Here is a 16,651-nt window from a genome sequence, read left to right on the forward strand (position 1 = left end):
GCGGGGAAACCCTCGGGGCCGCCCTCGCCGACCGGCTCGCCGAGCAGTGGCACCGGGCCGGGGTGACCCACGTGCGGCGCGCCGCGAACCTGACCGAGCTGGCGACGCTTGTCGACGCCGCCACCGGCCCGGTGATCGTCAGCGGGACGGACCTGGTGGCGCACACCGCCGTGCTGCGGCACCTGGCCACCAGCCCGGTGGGCCCGACGGTGGCCCTGGTGCTGACCGACCCGCCGGCCCCCGGGCAGGCCGTGGTGCGCGAGGAACGCGGCCAGGTCGTCGACGCCGGCCCGGACGGGCGGCTCGACGGCGGGCAGACCGGGGTGTTCGGCGGCGCGCTGCGGGTGGGCCGCGACGACCTGCCGGCGCTGGCCGCCGCCGCCCGCGCCGCCGTCGCGGGCACGCCGATCGCCGGCACGGACCCGGCCGCCGTCGCCGCGACGCCGCCGGCCGCCGGGCCCGAGGCGGCCGGGTCCGCCGTGGACCGGCTGTTCACCGGCCTCACCGCGCTGGGCACGCTGACGTTCGCCCACCGGGTACGCCTGCTCGTCGCCCACCGGGTCGCCGACCCGGCCGGGCTGGCCGCCGCCGAGGCCGCCGTCGCCGCCGTCGACGAGGACCGGGCCGAGCTGCGGCTGTCGGTGAAGGAGAAGGACGACTTCTTCACCACGTTCTTCGTCAGCACCTGGTCGCCGTACGTGACGAAGGCGTCGGCGAAGCTCGGCCTGACGCCGACCGGGGTCACCGCGATCTCGGTGCTGTTCGCGGCCGTCGCGGCGGTGCTGTTCGGCGTCGGCGGACGGCCGGCGCTGGTGGCCGGCGCGGTGCTGCTCTACCTCGGCTTCGTGCTGGACTGCGTCGACGGGCAGCTCGCCCGCTACACCCGGCACTTCAGCGCGTGGGGCGGCTGGCTGGACACGATGGCCGACCGGGCCAAGGAATACCTGGTCTACGCCGGCCTCGGCTACGGGGCGACGGCCGCCGGGTTCCGGTACGGCTGGGCGCTGGCCGTCGCCGCGATGACGTTGCAGACCGTCCGGCACATGACCGACACGTGGTACGGGGTGCTGCACGACGAGGCGGCCCGCCGACCCAAGGCGGTTGGTGGAGGCGGCGGCGGGATCGGCGACCGGCTGAACGCCGCGTCGACCCGGGTGCAGGCCGACACGGGCTCGCTGTCCTACTGGCTCAAGCGCACGGTGGTGTTCCCGATCGGGGAGCGGTGGGCGCTGATCGCGCTGACGGTGGCGCTGTTCGGGCCGCTGGTCAGCCTCGTCGCCGTGCTGACCTGGGGGGTGCTGGCGTTCGCGTACACGGGTGCGCTGCGCACCCTGCGGGCCCGCTGGATGTGGGTGCCGGTGCTGGACACGGTCGACGCGACGCTGCACCGCGACGACGGGCCGATCGCGGCCCGGTTCCCGGCGCTGCGGCCGATGGGCCCGCTGACCCTCGCCGTGCTGGGGGCGCTCGGCCCGGCGGCGCTGCTGGTCGCGGCCGGGCTGCGGGTGCGTGCCGGCGACGACGCGGGCGGGCTGGCCTGGGCGACGCCGGTGGCGCTGCTGGTGCTGCTGGTCGCCGCGCTCGGGGCGGGGGCGGCGCACAACGGGCCGCTGGACTGGCTGGTGCCGGCGGCGCTGCGGGCCGGCGAATACCTGTTCGCGATCGGAGCCGGCGTGGTCGGCGGGGCCCCCGCCTGGGTGGTCTTCGGCTACGTCTTCGTGCTCACCCTGCACCACTACGACCTGACCGCCCGGCTGGAGAAGCGGCAGGCGGCCCCGCCGCTGCACGGCGCCACGCTGGGCTGGGAGGGGCGCTCGGCGGTGCTCGCGGTAGCGGCTTTCGCCGGTTTCGCGGGGATTGCCATGGCTACACTCGGTGCGTACCTGCTCGTGGTTTTCGTCGGGAGCGTGGTCCTGGCCTGGGTCGTCCTGCCCGCCCGCGCCCGGCGGGGCGTGGGGGTCCCGGCGGGCGGTGAGGTCCGCCAGCCGGGCTGACGTGAGGGGCCGGCCGATGACGCTGATCAGCTTCGTCGTACCGGCCTACCGGGTGCAGGCCTACCTGAGCGAGTGCCTCGACTCGATCCTCGGCCAACCGTTCGACGACGTCGAGGTCATCGGCGTCGACGACCACTCGCCGGACGGCAGCGGCGACATCCTCGCCGAGTACGCGGCCCGAGACCACCGGGTGCACGCCGTCCGGCTCGACGACAACGTCGGCCTCGGTCCGGCCCGCAACGTCGGGCTGGACCGGGCCGGCGGCGAGTACGTCTGGTTCGTCGACGGCGACGACTGGCTCGCCCCGGACTGCCTCGCCGAGGTGGCCGCCCGGCTGCGCCGGGCCCGCCCCGACGTGCTGCTCGTCGACCACGTGCGGGTGCGCTGGGACGGGCGGGCCACCCGCAGCGCGATGGCCGACGTCTTCCCCACCCCGCCCGGCGAGGAGCCGTTCCGGCTGGCCGAGCGGCCGGAGGCGCTGCGGCTGCTGCACACCGCCTGGAACAAGCTGGTGCGGCGGGAGTTCCTGGTCGACCTCGGGCTGCGCTTCGAGCCCGGCTGGTACGAGGACGTCGCGTTCAGCTACCCGCTGCTGCTGGCCGCCGAGCGGATCGGGGTGCTCGACCGGGTCTGCCTCAACTACCGGCAGCGGCGGGCCGGCGCGATCACCCGCACCCGGGGCGACCGGCACTTCGAGGTCTTCGTCCAGTGGCACCGGGTGTTCCGGTGGATGGACGGGCGGACCCCGCCGGTCGACGGCCTGCGGCCGGCGGTCTTCGAGCGGATGATCTGGCACTACCTGACGGTGCTCGGCAACGGCGAGCGGATCGCCCCCGAGCTGCGGCCGGCCTTCTTCGACCGGATCACCGCCGACCACGCCCGCTGGCTGCCGCCCGGCGGCTACCCGTCCCCGCCGGGGGTCGAGGGGCTCAAGCACCGGCTGGTCGCCGCCGGCCGATGGCGGACGTTCAGCGCGCTGCGGGCCGCCAACCAGGCCCGGGAGGCCGCCGGGCGGCAGGTCCGCCGGGGCAGGCCCGTTGCCCGCCGGGCCGCCCGGCTGGGCCGGGACGCGGTGCTGCGCGAGTACTACCTGGCCGAGCTGCGCCGGCCGCTCGACCCGCAGCTCGCCGTCTACGCCGCCTACTGGTTCCGGGGGTACGCCTGCAACCCGGCCGCGATCTACGAGGCGGCCCGCCGGCTGGCCCCGCACGTGCGCGGCGTGTGGATCGTCCGGCGGGACCGGGTCGCGTCCCTGCCGCCCGGCGTGGAGTACGTGGTCGCCGGCACCCGCGAGTACCACCGCGTGCTGGCGCGGGCGACGTGGCTGGTCAACAACGTCAACTTCCCCGACTTCGTGCGCAAGCGTCCCGGGTCGGTGCACGTGCAGACCCACCACGGCACCCCGGTGAAGGTGATGGGGCTGGACCAGCAGCGGTACCCGGTCGGCGCGGTCGGGATGGACTTCGCGAAGCTGCTGCGCCGGGTGGACCGCTGGGACTACAGCGTCTCGGCGAACAGCTTCTCCACCCAGATGTGGGAGCGGGCGTACCCGGCCGCGTACACCACCCTGGAGGTGGGCTACCCGCGCAACGACCGGCTGGTCACCGCCACCGACAGCGACGCGCGCGAGGTGCGCGCCCGGCTCGGCCTCGCCGCCGGCGACCGGGTCGTGCTGTACGCGCCGACGCACCGCGAGCACCTGCCCGGCTACCGGCCGCCGTTCGACCCGGAGCTGCTGTGCGACGCGCTCGGCCCGGCCGGCGTGCTGCTGATGCGCAGCCACTACTTCGCCGACCGGGACCGACGGTCGGCGGCCGCCAGCCCGTCGCCCGGTCCCGCGCGGGTGCGCGACGTCAGCGGGCACGACCGGGTGGAGGACCTCTACCTGGCCGCCGACGTGCTGGTCACCGACTACTCGTCGGCGATGTTCGACTACGCCGTGCTGGACCGGCCGATCGTGGTCTACGCCCCGGACTGGGAGGCGTACCGGCTGGCCCGGGGCGTCTACCTCGACCTGCTCGCCGAGCCGCCCGGCGCGGTGACCACCAGCTTCCCCGGCCTGCTGGACCTGTTCCGCTCCGGCGCGGTCGACGCCGAGGCGGCCACGGCGGCCCGCCGCCGGTTCCGCGAGCGGTTCTGCGCGCTGGAGGACGGGCACGCCGCCGAGCGGGTCGTCCGGCGGGTGTTCCTGGGGGAAGGTGGCTGAACCGCAGGTTCATGTAATAGGTCTGTCACGAGCCGAACATGGCACGTTTACCCGATGTGCGGCGTCCATGATCCTGGTCACATTCATTCGGGGTTCAACCGAGGGGCTGGGGGAGGAGACGGTGACAACCGTCGCGCTCAAGGATGTGACCAAGGTATTTCAGGACGGCACGGTGGCCGTCGACAAGATAAATCTGGACGTGAACGACGGGGAGTTCATGGTCCTGCTCGGCCCGTCGGGTTGTGGGAAGTCGACGGTGCTGCGGATGATCGCGGGGCTGGAGGACCCGAGCGCCGGCGCGGTGCTGCTCGACGGCGAGCTGGCCAACGACCTGCCGCCCCGGGACCGGAAGATCGCCATGGTCTTCCAGGACTTCGCCCTCTACCCGCACATGACGGTGGGCGACAACATCGGCTTCCCCCTGCGGCTGGCCGGGGTCGACCCGTCGCCGCGCGGGGAGCGGGTCGCCGACGTGGCCAGCGCGCTGGGCATCGGCGACGTGCTGGGCCGCAAGCCCAGCCAGCTCTCGGGCGGGCAGCGCCAGCGGGTCGCGATGGGCCGGGCCATCGTCCGCCGGCCCGGCCTGTTCCTGATGGACGAGCCCCTGTCGAACCTCGACAGCGGCCTGCGGGCGGAGCTGCGCGCGGAGATCTCCGCCCTCACCCGCGAGCTGGGCGTCACCACCATCTACGTCACCCACGACCAGGCCGAGGCGCTGACCATGGCCGACCGGGTGGCGATCATGCGCAAGGGCGTCCTCCAGGACGTCGGCACCCCCACCCAGGTGTACGGGCGGCCGGCCACCCTCTACGTCGCCGCGTTCCTCGGCAGCCCGAGGATGAACCTGCTGGAGGCGTCGGTCTACGTCCACCTCGACCGGTACGTCGCGCTGAACCTCGGCGAGCAGTCGCTCTACCTGCCCTGGGACGACATCCGCAGCCGGGCCGTCGCGCACTACCACGGCGAGCGGATCGTGGTCGGGATGCGGGCCGAGGCGCTCACCCCGGTCGCGCCCGACACCCCCGGGCACGTCCTCCAGGGCCGGATCCGTTACCTGGAGCACCACGGCCACGAATCGCTGGCCTTCCTCGACATCGGGGCCACCGCGATCGTGGTCGACGAGATGGGCAACCGGGCCGAGGAGACCAGCGGCGGCCAGCGCGGGCTGCGCCGGTTCGGGCAGGTCATCCAGCGGCTCACCGGGCGCTCCGGTGACGCCGAGCCGGCCCCCGCCGAGCAGAACCGGGACCGCGGCAACCGCACCAGCGTGCTCAACGACCCGGGCCGGCACCACCGCCGCCCCGCCGAGCTGGCGGTACGGCTCGCCCCGTACCCGGCGGTCAGCCCCGGGCACCCGCTGGCCATCTCCGTACGCATGGACGCCCTGCACTTCTTCGACGAGCGCGGCGACCGGATCGACGTGGGCTGGCGCTGAGCGGCCCGTCTCGGTCCGGGCTGGTGTCTCGGTCCGGGCTGGCGTCTCGGTCCGGGCTGGCGCTGAGCGGCCCGTCTTGATCCGGCGCGGCGCGGTCCGGCGCGGCGCGGTCCGGCGCGGTCCGGCGCGGCGCGGGGTGGCGGGCGGGGTGGGCGGTGCCCTACGGTCAGCGGACCTCGTCCACTGAGCACGGTGTCAGAAAGGGGTCAGCCCGTGTCGGGTGACCGTCCGAGCCCGCTCGTCATCGAGCGCATCCTGCGCGACCGGCAGGGCGTCTGGCAGCAGATCGTGGCCGACCGTGAGCTCAACGGCCTGACCCTGCGCATGCTGGCCAGCTCCGGCGTCGCCCTGGCCTGCTACGGCGCGGTGCTGGGCGCGTTCCACAGCGTGCTGATGGCGCTGACGTCGGCGGTCAAGCTGCCCCTGCTGTTCCTGGTCACCCTCGCCATCTGCCTGCCCACGCTCTACCTGTTCAACCTCGTGTTCGGGGCCCGGCTGTCGGTGCGGCAGTCGCTGGCGCTGGTGATGGTGGCGATCACCGTCACCTCGATGCTCGCCGTGGCGTTCGCGCCGATCAGCCTGTTCTTCCTGATCACCGCCCCGGACTACGGCTTCTTCAAGCTGCTCAACGTCGCGATCCTGACGCTGAGCGCGGTGGTCGGGCTGCGCTTCCTGACCGGCGGGATGCAGGTGCTCAACGCCCACGGCCTGCTCACCCCGGCGGCGGCTCCCCCCGTCGCCGCGCCGGCCGTAGCCCCGGCTGCTCCGGCTCTCGCTGCCCTGGTTCCGGCTGCTCCGGCTCCGGCTGCTCCGGCTGCTCCGGCTCCGGCGGCTTCGGCTCCGGCGGCTCCGGGCGCGCCGGCTTTGGCGGTGCCGGCTGCTCAGGTGACGCCGCAGGCCGTCGACCAGCCCGCCGAGCCGGTGGCGGTCGGCGCGAACGGCGCGGGCGCCGCGACCCCGGCGGTCCCGGCCGCCCCGGCGGTTCCGGCTGCTCCTGCTGCTCCGGCGGTAACGGCGGCTCCGGCCACCCCCGCCGCCCCCGCCGCCCCGGCGACCGCGGCCGGGGAGCCCACCGCCGCGCCCGTACCCGTCCCGGTCGGCCTCCCGCCGCAGCAGGTGGTGGCCGGGCAGCACCTGGTGCCGGCCGGGCCGGGCCTGCTCCCGCCCGGCTACCCGGCACCGCAGTACCGGCAGTGGCCGGACCCGGCGGCCCGCCGCCCCGTGCCCGACGCGCAGCGTCCGGCCAGCATGACCCTGCTGTACGTGTGGATCCTGCTGTTCGGCTTCGTCGGCACCCAGCTCGCCTGGACGCTGCGCCCGTTCTTCGGCAGCCCCGGGGAGGGGTTCGCGCTGTTCCGCAGCATCGAGGGCAACTTCTACGCCGAGATCATCCGTACCATCGGCAACCTCTTCTGACGCCCGCCCGGGGATTCCCGGGCCCGTCGCGGGTCGGCTCGGCGCGCCTGACCGCGCTCGGTCCCGCGTGGTCGCGCTCGGTCGCGAGTGATGGCGCTCGGTCCCGCGTGATCGTGCTCGGTCGCGAGTGATGGCGCTCGACCCCGCGTGATCGTGCTCGATCGCGGAAAGAGTTGTCATTCGGGCGCGACGTGGCCACTCGATCCCTGATCGGGCGCGGTCCTGTGTGTGCGCCCGTGCGGTCGGGCTTGTCCGGGGCCGGCTGTCGAGCTGTCGGCTGTCGAGCTGCCGGGGGTCGAGCTGCCGGGGTTCGAGCTGTCGGGGGTCGGGCACCGTGGTGGAGCGCACGGTGGACTTTCCCGCCCCGCTGGCCCGCCTGATGCTTGAGCCACAAGTTACTGCGGAGTAGCGTGCGGGCATGACCATCGACTCGCGCCAGGTCGCCGCCGGCATGCTGGAGGCGGTGCCGTTCGCCCGCACCCTCGGCGTCGAATTCGTCGAGGTGGCCCCGGAGGCCGAGGGCGGCGTGCGCGCCGTGGTCCGGCTGCCCGACTCGCCGGCCAACCACAACCACGTCGGCGGCCCGCACGCCGGGGCGCTGTTCGCCCTCGGCGAGACCGCCTCCGGCGCGGTGGTGCTCGCCGCGTTCGGGCAGCTCCTCGACCGGGTGGTGCCGCTCGCGGTGCGGGCCGAGATCGCGTACCGGAAGGTGGCGACGGGGCCGGTGCTGGCGACCGCGCGGCTCGGTCGGCCGGCGCCCGAGGTGCTCGCGGAGCTGGAGGCCGGGCAGCGGCCCGAGTTCCCCGTCGACGTCGAGATCGGCACCGAGGACGGCACCCCGACCTCGGCGATGACCGTCGTGTGGACGCTGCGCCCCCACCGCTGACCCCGCGCCCCGATCCCCGCGCCCGCCGCGCTTCGCGCCCGCTCGCCCCCGCGCCCGCCGCGCTTCGCGCCCGCTCGTCCCCGCGCCCCGCGCGCCGATCCCCGCGCCCACCCGCTCGCTCGCCGCGCCCCCGCGCGCCTCGCGCGGTGAGAAGGGGACCCTTCTATACCGTAGGCGTTAACAGGGGGCCCTTCCTTCTCAGAGGGGTTTCGGGGGTTCCGGGGGTGGATAGATTCGTAGCGTGCTGGGCCTGCCTGCTCACGTGACCGCGTGTCTCTTCGACCTGGACGGTGTGCTGACGCAGACCGCCCGGGTGCACAACGCCGCGTGGACCGAGACGCTCGACGCGTTCCTGAAGCGTCGCGCGGCGGCCACCGGCGAGCCGTACCGGCCGTTCGACCCAGGGCCCGACTACAACAGGTACGTCGACGGCAAGCCCCGTGCCGACGGGGTGCGGTCGTTCCTCGCCTCCCGGGGCATCGTCCTGCCGGAGGGCTCGCCCGACGACCCGCCCGACGCGGACACCGTCCACGGCGTCGGCAACCGGAAGAACGCCGTACTGCTCAAGCGCATCCACACCGACGGGGTCGAGGTCTATCCGGGCTCCGTGACGTACCTGCGGGCGGCGGCCGCCGCCGGCCTGCGCCGCGCCGTCGTCTCGGCCAGCGCCAACTGCCGCGACGTCGTCGCCTCCGCCGGGCTGGAGCCGCTGCTGGAGGCGCGGGTCGACGGGGTGGTCGCCCGCGAGCAGGGGCTGCGCGGCAAGCCGCACCCCGACACGTTCCTGGCCGGCGCGAAGCTGCTCGGCGTCGACCCCGCGCAGGCCGCCGTCTTCGAGGACGCCCTCGCCGGGGTCGCCGCCGGCCGGGCCGGCGGATTCGGGTACGTCGTGGGCGTCGACCGGGTGGGCCAGGCCGACGAGTTGCGCGCGCACGGGGCGGACGTCGTGGTGACCGACCTCGCCGACCTGGTGGACAGGAGGCCCGACGCATGATCCGGGAACGCGCCTATCCGGTGGAGCCCTGGCACATCCGGGAGACCCGGCTCGACATGGACGTCCTGGCGCAGTCCGAGTCGGTCTTCGCGCTCTCCAACGGGCACATCGGCCTGCGCGGCAACCTCGACGAGGGCGAGCCGCACGGCCTGCCCGGCACGTACCTGAACAGCTTCTACGAGCTGCGCCCCCTGCCGTACGCGGAGGCCGGGTTCGGCTTCCCCGAGTCCGGCCAGACCATCGTCAACGTCACCAACGGCAAGCTGATCCGGCTGCTCGTCGACGACGAGCCCCTCGACGTCCGGTACGGCGAACTCCTCGCCCACGAGCGGGTCCTCGACCTGCGCGCCGGCACCCTGCACCGGGAGCTGCACTGGCGTACCCCGGCCGGGCGCGAGGTCAAGGTGCGCAGCACCCGGCTGGTGTCGTTCACCCAGCGCTCCGTCGCCGCCATCAACTACGAGGTGGAGGCGGTCGACGGGCCGCTGCGGCTGATCCTCCAGTCGGAGCTGGTGGCCAACGAGTCCCTGCCGGCGCAGAGCCGCGACCCTCGGGTGGCGGCGGTGCTGGAGTCGCCGTTGCAGGCCGAGGAGGAGCTGACCACCAACGACGGCGGGCTGCTCATCCACCGCACCAAGGTCAGCGGGCTGCGGGTGGCCGCCGCCATGGACCACGACGTGCACGCGCCGGAGCACACCACCGTCACCACCGAGGGGTACGAGGACTGGGTGCGCACCACCGTCGGCTGCGTGCTGAAGCCCGGCGAGAAGCTACGGGTGGTCAAGTACCTGGCGTACGGCTGGTCGAGCCGCCGGTCGCTGCCGGCGCTGCGCGACCAGGTCGGGGCGGCCCTCGCCGCGGCCCGCCTCGACAGCTGGGACGGGCTGCGCCGGGAGCAGCGGGAGTACCTCGACGAGTTCTGGGACGCCGCCGACGTCCGGGTCGAGGGCGACCCGGAGGTGCAGCAGGCGGTGCGGTTCGGGCTGTTCCACGTGCTCCAGGCCGGGGCGCGGGCCGAGCGCCGGCCGATCTCCGCGAAGGGCCTGACCGGCCCGGGGTACGACGGGCACGCGTTCTGGGACACCGAGATGTTCGTGCTGCCCGTGCTCACCTACACCCAGCCGGGGGCGGTGCGCGACGCCCTGTACTGGCGGTACTCCACCCTCGCCCAGGCGCAGGAGCGGGCCCGCACGCTGAACCTGGCCGGCGCGGCGTTCCCGTGGCGCACGATCGAGGGGCCGGAGTCGTCGGCGTACTGGCCGGCGGGGACGGCGGCGTTCCACATCGCCGCCGACGTGGCCGACGCGCTGCGCCGGTACATGCTGGTCACCGGCGACGAGGCGCTGGAGCGGGAGATCGGCCTGGAGCTGCTGATCGAGACGGCCCGGCTGTGGCGCTCCCTCGGCCACCACGACCGGCACGGCCGGTTCCACATCGACGGCGTGACCGGCCCCGACGAGTACACGGCCGTGAAGAACGACAACGTCTACACCAACCTGATGGCGCAGCGGAACCTGCTCACCGCCGCCGAGTGCGCGATGCGCTTCCGGGACCAGGCGATCGACCTGGGGGTCACCGAGGAGGAGGCGGCGGCCTGGCGGGACGCGGCGAACGCGATGTGCGTCCCGTACGACGAGGGCGTCGACGTGCACGAGCAGGTGGAGGGGTTCACCCGGCTCCAGGAGTGGGACTTCGAGCACACGCCGACCGAGAAGTACCCGCTGCTGCTGCACTACCCGTACTTCGACCTGTATCGCAAGCAGGTCATCAAGCAGGCCGACCTGGTGCTCGCGATGCACTGGCGGGGCGACGCGTTCACCGAGGAGCAGAAGCGGCGTAACTTCCTCTACTGCGAGCGGCGCACCGTGCGGGACTCGTCGCTGTCGGCCTGCACCCAGGCGGTGATCGCCGCCGAGGTCGGCTATCTGGAGCTGGCCCACCGGTACCTGCGCGAGGCCGCGCTGATGGACCTGCACGACCTCAACGAGAACACCCGCGACGGGGTGCACATGGCGTCCCTCGCCGGGGCGTGGATCGCCCTGGTCGCCGGGTTCGGTGGGCTGCGCGACCACGACGGCCTGCTGACGTTCGCCCCCCGGCTGCCGAGCCGGCTCGACCGGCTGGAGTTCTCGTTGCAGTGGCGGGGACTGCGGCTGCGGGTCGACGTCCGGGCGCACCAGACGACGTACGCGCTGCGCCACGGCGGCCCCGACGACGTGGTGGAGCTGCGGCACCACGGCGAGAAGGTGCGGGTGACCTACGCGGAGCCGGTCACCGTGCCGGTGCCGCCGCTCACGCCGCCGGACACCGAGCCGGAGCAGCCGCCCGGCCGGGCCCCGCTGCTGCACCTGCCGGAGCACCTCGGCTGAGCCCGCCCCGGCGGGCTCTCCCGGTCGGCCGGGGCGGGCCCCCGACCGACCGGGGAGGGGTCAGAACTGCGGCCCGTTGGAGGGCCGACCGGCCGCGTCGTGCGGGGCGACGGCGCGCGGGTCGTCGGCGGTGCGGGCCTGCGCCGCCTCGTCCGCCCAGTCCCGGCTGCGCTCGGCGTCCCGTTCCCGCTGCTCGTCCCGCTCGGCGGTCTGCTGCCTGGACCTGTCCTGTCGTCGGGCCATGACGATCCTCGCGATCCGTCGGGGCGCGGCTGCGCCGGTGCTGCGGTCGCCCCGGGCCTTCCCGCCCGGCCCGGCGGCAAACAGCGGCGGCATGGGGGTAGCGGCGCGCGGCGGGCGGGTCAGGGCCGCCAGGGCTCCAGGTGCCGGGCGAAGCTCAGCCGCAGGTTGCTCTTGGGGCGCGCCCCGACGGTCGAGCCGACCACCTCCCCGCTGCGGAACACCAGCAGGGTCGGCATCGACATCACCCGGTACGCCCGGGTCGTCGCCGGGTTCTCGTCGGTGTTCAGCGCGACGATGCGCAGCCGGTCGCCGAACTCCACGGCCAGCTCGGCGAGGCTCCGTGAGACCGCCACGCACGGCGGGCACCACTCGGCCCAGAAGTCGACGACCACCGGCCGGTCGGCGGCGAGCACCGTCGCGGCGAACGAGGCGTCGGTGACGGCGGTCAGCGGGGACGTTCCCGTTTCCTGAGGCATGTTTCCTCCCGGTACGCGATGGCCTGGGCGAGTTGGTCGTGCAGTTGTCGCCGTACCGCGCCGAGCCGGTCGAGGTAGGCGTCCACCTCGGCCAGCTTGCGGCGCAGCACGGCCACCGAGTCGGGGCAGACGTCCCCGGAGGAGTGCCCGGCCCGGAGGCAGGCCACGAACGGCCGGATGTCGTCCAGGCCGAAGCCCACCGCGAGCAGGGCCCGGATCTCGTGTACGACCCGCAGCTCCGCCTCGTCGTAGACGCGGTAGCCGTTGGCGGAGCGTCGGGGCCGGACCAGCCCCTGCGCCTCGTAGTACCGCAGGGTCCGGGTGCTCGTGCCGGCGCGTTCCGCCAGCTCACCGATCAGCATCCGACCTCCTTCGCCGCCACCGACCGTCACGCTAGACCTTGCCGCCGATGTCAAGGCAACGGCGAATCCCGGCCGCCGGGGCGGGTAAGCGGCACCGGACGAGGCGGAGTCCGTGGGGAGGGTGTGCGATGGCGGCACGTGGACAGGTGGGCACGACGACCCGGGGCGGCGAGGTCACCATCCCGGCGGGTGACGCAGGGCTGTCGGCCGACGTGCTGGTCCCGGCCGGGGCCACGGGTGTCGTGGTCTTCGCGCACGGCAGCGGCAGCTCCCGGCACAGTCCCCGGAACACGGCCGTGGCGGGGGTGCTGAACGAGCGGGCGCTCGGCACGGTGCTGGTGGACCTGCTCACGCCGGAGGAGGACCGGGTCGACGCCCGTACGGCCGAGCTCCGGTTCGACATCGGGCTGCTCGCCGACCGGCTGGCCGCGATCGTGGACTGGACGGGCGTCGAGCCGGCGCTGGCCCGGCTGCCGGTGGGCCTGTTCGGCGCGAGCACCGGCGCCGCCGCCGCGCTGGTCGCCGCGGCGGCCCGCCCCGAGCGGGTGCGGGCCGTGGTCTCCCGGGGCGGCCGGCCGGACCTGGCCGGCGTCGCCCTGTCGCGGGTGGCCGCCCCGACGTTGCTGCTGGTGGGCGGCCTGGACGAGCAGGTGATCACGCTGAACGAACAGGCGGTGGCGGAGCTGGGGGAGGCGGGCGAGCTGCGGGTGGTGCCCGGCGCGACCCACCTGTTCGAGGAGCCGGGCGCGCTGAAGCAGGTCGCCGACGCGGCGGCCGACTGGTTCGCCACCCACCTGCGCCCGCCCGCCTGACGACCCCGGCCCGCCCGCCTGACGCCGGGCCCGGCGGCGGCCGACCGCGGGTCAGGCCGGCGCGGGCGGCCGGGCGGCGGCCTGCCGGTGCCGCTGCACGGTGTCGATCACCCGGTACGCGACCGCCGTGACCGGCACCGAGACGAACGCCCCGGCGATGCCGGCGATCAGCGTGCCGGCCGTCACCGCCACCAGGACCACCGCCGGGTGCAGCTGGACCTGCCGCTTCATCACCAGCGGCTCCAGCAGGTTGCCCTCGACCTGCTGTACGGCGATCACGGCGGCCAGGGTGAGCAGGGCGACGGTCGGCCCCTTGGCGGCGAGCGCCACCAGCACCGCCACCGCCCCGGCCACGGTGGCCCCGATGATGGGGACGAACCCGCCGAGGAAGGTGATCAGGGCCAGCGGCAGGGCGAGCGGCACCCGGAGCAGTACCAGGGCCAGGCCGATCCCGAGCGCGTCGATCGCCGCGATGATCATCGTCCCCCGGCTGTACGCGCCGAGCGTCCGCCAGCCCACCCGGCCGGCCTCGGCGGCGACGTCCCGGTTGGGGCCGGTCGTGCGGCGCAGCACCCAGTGCCACATGGACCGACCGTCCTTGAGCAGGAAGAAGAGCAGCACCAGGGAGAGCAGGACGGAACCGGCGACCTCGGCGGCCGTCCGCGCCCCGCCGACCGGGTCGGGAGCGCCGCCCAGCCCGTCCCGGGTCTGCCGGATCAGCTTGTCGAGCTGGTCGTCGGTCACCGGGAGGGTGGAGGTGACGAAGTCCCGCGTCCGCTGGAGCCCTTGGTCGAGTTCCTGGCTCAGCTCGCTGAACTGGCTGGCGGTCAGGTTCCACACCAGCACCCCGACGCCGACCAGGATGCCGAGCAGGAACAGCACGGTGAGTCCGGCGGCCAGCGCCGCCGGCAGCCGGAGCCGGCGCAGCAGGAGCAGCACCGGGTCGAGCAGGGCGGTGAGGAAGAGCGTCGCGGCCAGCGCGATCGCCAGCGGGGCCAGCAGCACGGCGATCTTCCCGACCAGGTACAGCCCGGCGACGACCACCACCAGGCAGGCGCTCCACAGCACGGCCGAGCGGACCAGCCACGGCAGCCCGGCCCACGCCTGGCGCGGCCCCGCCCCCTGCCCCGCGCCGGTCACGGGCGGGCCGCCCCGCCCCTCGTCCGTCGGCGGCGGGACGCGCCCACCCGCCGTCGCCGCCCGGACGTCCCCGCCGTCCGTCGCGGGCCGGGCGCGTCGCCCGCCGTCCGTCGTGTCCCCGCCACCGTCGTCGACCACGTCAGCCTCCCACTCTCGGCGAGCTCCCCGTTACCCGGACACCGCTCCCCCGACACCCCGCGCTCCCCGTACCAATCTTGGACAGTTGTCGTCCGGACGGAACGCGAACTGTCCAAGGCCGCCCGGCGGGCGACCGGCCCGGCGGCGGTTTGTGGGGGATGGGGCAGGGAACGCCGCCACCAGGCGACGCCTCCGCCGGGCAGGCGGCGGAGGGAACCAGCGGAGGAGGGGACGCGCGTGGGTGACTTCATGGACAAGGCCAAGGACCTCGCCGACAAGCACGACAAGCAGGTCGACCAGGGCATCGAGAAGGCCGGCGACATGGCCGACCGGCGCAGCGGCGGCAAGTACGACAAGCAGGTCGACAAGGGCGTCGACATGGCCCAGCGGCGCACCGGCGGGGGCGACACCTCGCCGCGCTGACCCGGCCAGCCCGGTCCCGGGCCGTCGCCCTGCGGCGGCCCGGGACCGTCGTGCCAGTGAGCGGGACCGGAAAACCGGTCCCGCTCACTGGCCGACCATCGAGCTCTCTCGCTACGATCCGTATTCGGGGCATGACTCCAGGTGGGTCGCCCCCGGCGGACCGGGCGGCCCGACGGCGGGGCCGCGGACGAGAGGGGTCATCCGGTGACCGACACATCCGAGGCGACGATCCAGCGCTACCCGTTCGGCGATCCCGACCGGCTCGACCTCGATCCGCGCTACGCCCGGTTGCGCCGGGACGAGCCGCTGATCCGCGTCCGCCTGCCGTACGGCGAGCCCGCGTGGCTGGCCACCCGGCACGCCGACGTGCGCACGGTGCTCGGCGACGCCCGGTTCAGCCGGGCCGCCGCCGTGGGGCGCGACGAGCCGCGCAACACCGCCCGGCAGATCCAGGGCGGCATCCTGTCCATGGACCCGCCCGACCACACCCGCCTGCGCCGGCTCGTGGCCCGCGCGTTCACCGCGCGCCGGGTCGAGGAGCTGCGGCCCCGCACCCGGCAGGTGGCCGACGAGCTGGTCGACAACCTGCTCGCCGCCGGCCCGCCGGCCGACCTGGTGGAGCACCTGGCCACCCCGCTGCCGATCCGGGTCATCTGCGACCTGCTCGGTGTGCCGGTCGCCGACCAGGACCGGTTCCACACCTGGTCGGAGGCGATCGTCTCGACCACCTCGCTGAGCCAGGAGCAGATCCAGCAGTACATCGACAACCTGTTCGCGTACATGGGCGAGCTGATCGCGCTGCGACGCGACGAGCCGACCGACGACCTGATCGGCGCGATGGTCCGGGCCCGCGACGCCGACGACCGGCTCAGCGAGGGGGAGGTGGTCCAGCTCGCCGCGGGGCTGCTCGCCGCCGGCCACGAGACCACCGTCACCCAGATCCCCAACTTCGTGTACGTCCTGCTGCACCACCCCGACGAGTGGGCCCGGCTGCGGGCGGACCGGACGCTGGTCCCCCGCGCGGTCGAGGAGCTGATGCGCTTCGTCCCGCTCGGCGCGACCGCCGCCTTCGCCCGCTACGCGAAGGAGGACGTCGAGATCGGCGGCGTGCTCGTGCGCGCGGGCGAGCCGGTGGTCGTGTCGATCCCGTCGGCCAACCGGGACGAGACGGTCTTCGCCGACGCCGACCGGCTCGACCTGGGCCGGGAGGTCAACCCGCACCTGGGCTTCGGGCACGGGGTGCACCACTGCGTCGGGGCCCAGCTCGCCCGGATGGAGCTCCAGGTGGTGCTGGACACCCTGCTCGACCGCACCCCGCAGTTGCGTCTGGCGGTGCCCGAGCCGGAGCTGACCTGGAAGAGCGGCCTGCTGGTACGCGGCCTCACCGCGATGCCGGTGGCCTGGTGAGGGGGAGGAACAGGTGAGCACGGAGGAAGGACAGCCCGGCCCGGGCTGGCAGCTGCACGTCGACCCGACCCGGTGCATCGGCTCGGGCATCTGCGCCGGCACGGCACCCAAGCACTTCGAACTGGTCGACGGGCTGTCCCGCCCGCTGGCCGAGCGGGTGGCCCCGGCGCAGGCGGTGCTCGACGCGGCCGACTCCTGCCCGATGGAGGCGATCCTCGTCTCCGAGGCGGACAGCCGCCGGCAGATCGCCCCGGAGCCCTGACCGGCGACGCGGCCACCGTCCACTGAAGACGACAGCCGTCGCCGCCGGCCGGGTCGCCCGGGGGAGGACCGGCCGGCGGCAGCGCGGG

The 16,651-nt window shown here is 74.7% G+C and carries 15 protein-coding genes; 11 read left to right on the plus strand and 4 right to left on the minus strand.

The annotated features are described in order from the left end of the window. Positions 1 to 62: 62 nt before the first annotated feature. From O7628_RS15230 to O7628_RS15260, 7 genes are all read left to right on the plus strand, one after another. On the plus strand, positions 63 to 1,994 hold the full coding sequence (locus O7628_RS15230; RefSeq protein WP_278136319.1) for a DUF5941 domain-containing protein: 1,932 nt from the start codon (positions 63 to 65) through the stop codon (positions 1,992 to 1,994). 16 nt (positions 1,995 to 2,010) lie between these two features. Then, complete coding sequence (locus O7628_RS15235) at positions 2,011 to 4,200, plus strand: bifunctional glycosyltransferase family 2 protein/CDP-glycerol:glycerophosphate glycerophosphotransferase (RefSeq protein WP_278131293.1); 2,190 nt, start codon at positions 2,011 to 2,013, stop codon at positions 4,198 to 4,200. A 121-nt stretch (positions 4,201 to 4,321) separates the two neighbouring features. Then, positions 4,322 to 5,635 carry an ABC transporter ATP-binding protein gene (locus O7628_RS15240; protein WP_278131295.1) on the plus strand — a complete coding sequence of 438 codons (1,314 nt, stop codon included), beginning with the start codon at positions 4,322 to 4,324 and terminating at the stop codon, positions 5,633 to 5,635. Positions 5,636 to 5,848: 213 nt separating this feature from the next. Next, on the plus strand, positions 5,849 to 7,051 hold the full coding sequence (locus tag O7628_RS15245; RefSeq protein WP_278131297.1) for a hypothetical protein: 1,203 nt from the start codon (positions 5,849 to 5,851) through the stop codon (positions 7,049 to 7,051). Between the two features lie 418 nt (positions 7,052 to 7,469). Next, positions 7,470 to 7,937 carry a DUF4442 domain-containing protein gene (locus tag O7628_RS15250; RefSeq protein ID WP_178063076.1) on the plus strand — a complete coding sequence of 156 codons (468 nt, stop codon included), beginning with the start codon at positions 7,470 to 7,472 and terminating at the stop codon, positions 7,935 to 7,937. Positions 7,938 to 8,178: 241 nt separating this feature from the next. Further along, positions 8,179 to 8,931 (plus strand): beta-phosphoglucomutase family hydrolase, encoded by a 753-nt coding sequence (locus O7628_RS15255; protein WP_278131299.1) that lies wholly within the window; start codon positions 8,179 to 8,181, stop codon positions 8,929 to 8,931. Next, positions 8,928 to 11,300, plus strand: a complete 2,373-nt coding sequence (locus O7628_RS15260; RefSeq protein ID WP_278131301.1) for a glycoside hydrolase family 65 protein — start codon at positions 8,928 to 8,930, stop codon at positions 11,298 to 11,300. Before O7628_RS15255 ends, O7628_RS15260 begins: the two co-directional genes overlap by 4 nt. A gap of 60 nt (positions 11,301 to 11,360) precedes the next feature. On the opposite strand, the gene O7628_RS15265 is transcribed toward O7628_RS15260, so the two are convergent. From O7628_RS15265 to O7628_RS15275, 3 genes are all read right to left on the minus strand, one after another. Next, on the minus strand, positions 11,361 to 11,543 hold the full coding sequence (locus tag O7628_RS15265) for a hypothetical protein (protein WP_074475223.1): 183 nt from the start codon (positions 11,541 to 11,543) through the stop codon (positions 11,361 to 11,363). Between the two features lie 119 nt (positions 11,544 to 11,662). Next, on the minus strand, positions 11,663 to 12,019 hold the full coding sequence (locus O7628_RS15270; RefSeq protein WP_278131304.1) for a thioredoxin domain-containing protein: 357 nt from the start codon (positions 12,017 to 12,019) through the stop codon (positions 11,663 to 11,665). Continuing rightward, positions 11,989 to 12,381, minus strand: coding sequence for a MerR family transcriptional regulator (locus O7628_RS15275; protein ID WP_278131305.1), 393 nt, complete (start codon positions 12,379 to 12,381; stop codon positions 11,989 to 11,991). Before O7628_RS15275 ends, O7628_RS15270 begins: the two co-directional genes overlap by 31 nt. 128 nt (positions 12,382 to 12,509) lie before the next feature. Between O7628_RS15275 and O7628_RS15280 the strand changes: the two genes are divergently transcribed. Further along, positions 12,510 to 13,193, plus strand: coding sequence for a dienelactone hydrolase family protein (locus tag O7628_RS15280; RefSeq protein WP_278131306.1), 684 nt, complete (start codon positions 12,510 to 12,512; stop codon positions 13,191 to 13,193). Positions 13,194 to 13,244: 51 nt separating this feature from the next. Here O7628_RS15280 and O7628_RS15285 read toward each other — a convergent pair whose 3' ends face one another. Next, positions 13,245 to 14,471 (minus strand): AI-2E family transporter, encoded by a 1,227-nt coding sequence (locus O7628_RS15285; protein ID WP_278131307.1) that lies wholly within the window; start codon positions 14,469 to 14,471, stop codon positions 13,245 to 13,247. 237 nt (positions 14,472 to 14,708) lie between these two features. Between O7628_RS15285 and O7628_RS15290 the strand changes: the two genes are divergently transcribed. From O7628_RS15290 to O7628_RS15300, 3 genes are all read left to right on the plus strand, one after another. Continuing rightward, positions 14,709 to 14,894 carry an antitoxin gene (locus tag O7628_RS15290; RefSeq protein ID WP_074475219.1) on the plus strand — a complete coding sequence of 62 codons (186 nt, stop codon included), beginning with the start codon at positions 14,709 to 14,711 and terminating at the stop codon, positions 14,892 to 14,894. Between the two features lie 204 nt (positions 14,895 to 15,098). Next, positions 15,099 to 16,301, plus strand: a complete 1,203-nt coding sequence (locus tag O7628_RS15295; RefSeq protein ID WP_278131310.1) for a cytochrome P450 — start codon at positions 15,099 to 15,101, stop codon at positions 16,299 to 16,301. Between the two features lie 13 nt (positions 16,302 to 16,314). Next, the gene (locus O7628_RS15300) at positions 16,315 to 16,563 is read left to right on the plus strand and encodes a ferredoxin (protein WP_278131312.1); all 249 of its coding nucleotides are present in this window, start codon (positions 16,315 to 16,317) and stop codon (positions 16,561 to 16,563) included. The last annotated feature ends 88 nt before the right edge of the window (positions 16,564 to 16,651 follow it).

The sequence above is a fragment of the Micromonospora sp. WMMD956 genome (assembly GCF_029626125.1).
Lineage (GTDB): Bacteria > Actinomycetota > Actinomycetes > Mycobacteriales > Micromonosporaceae > Micromonospora > Micromonospora carbonacea.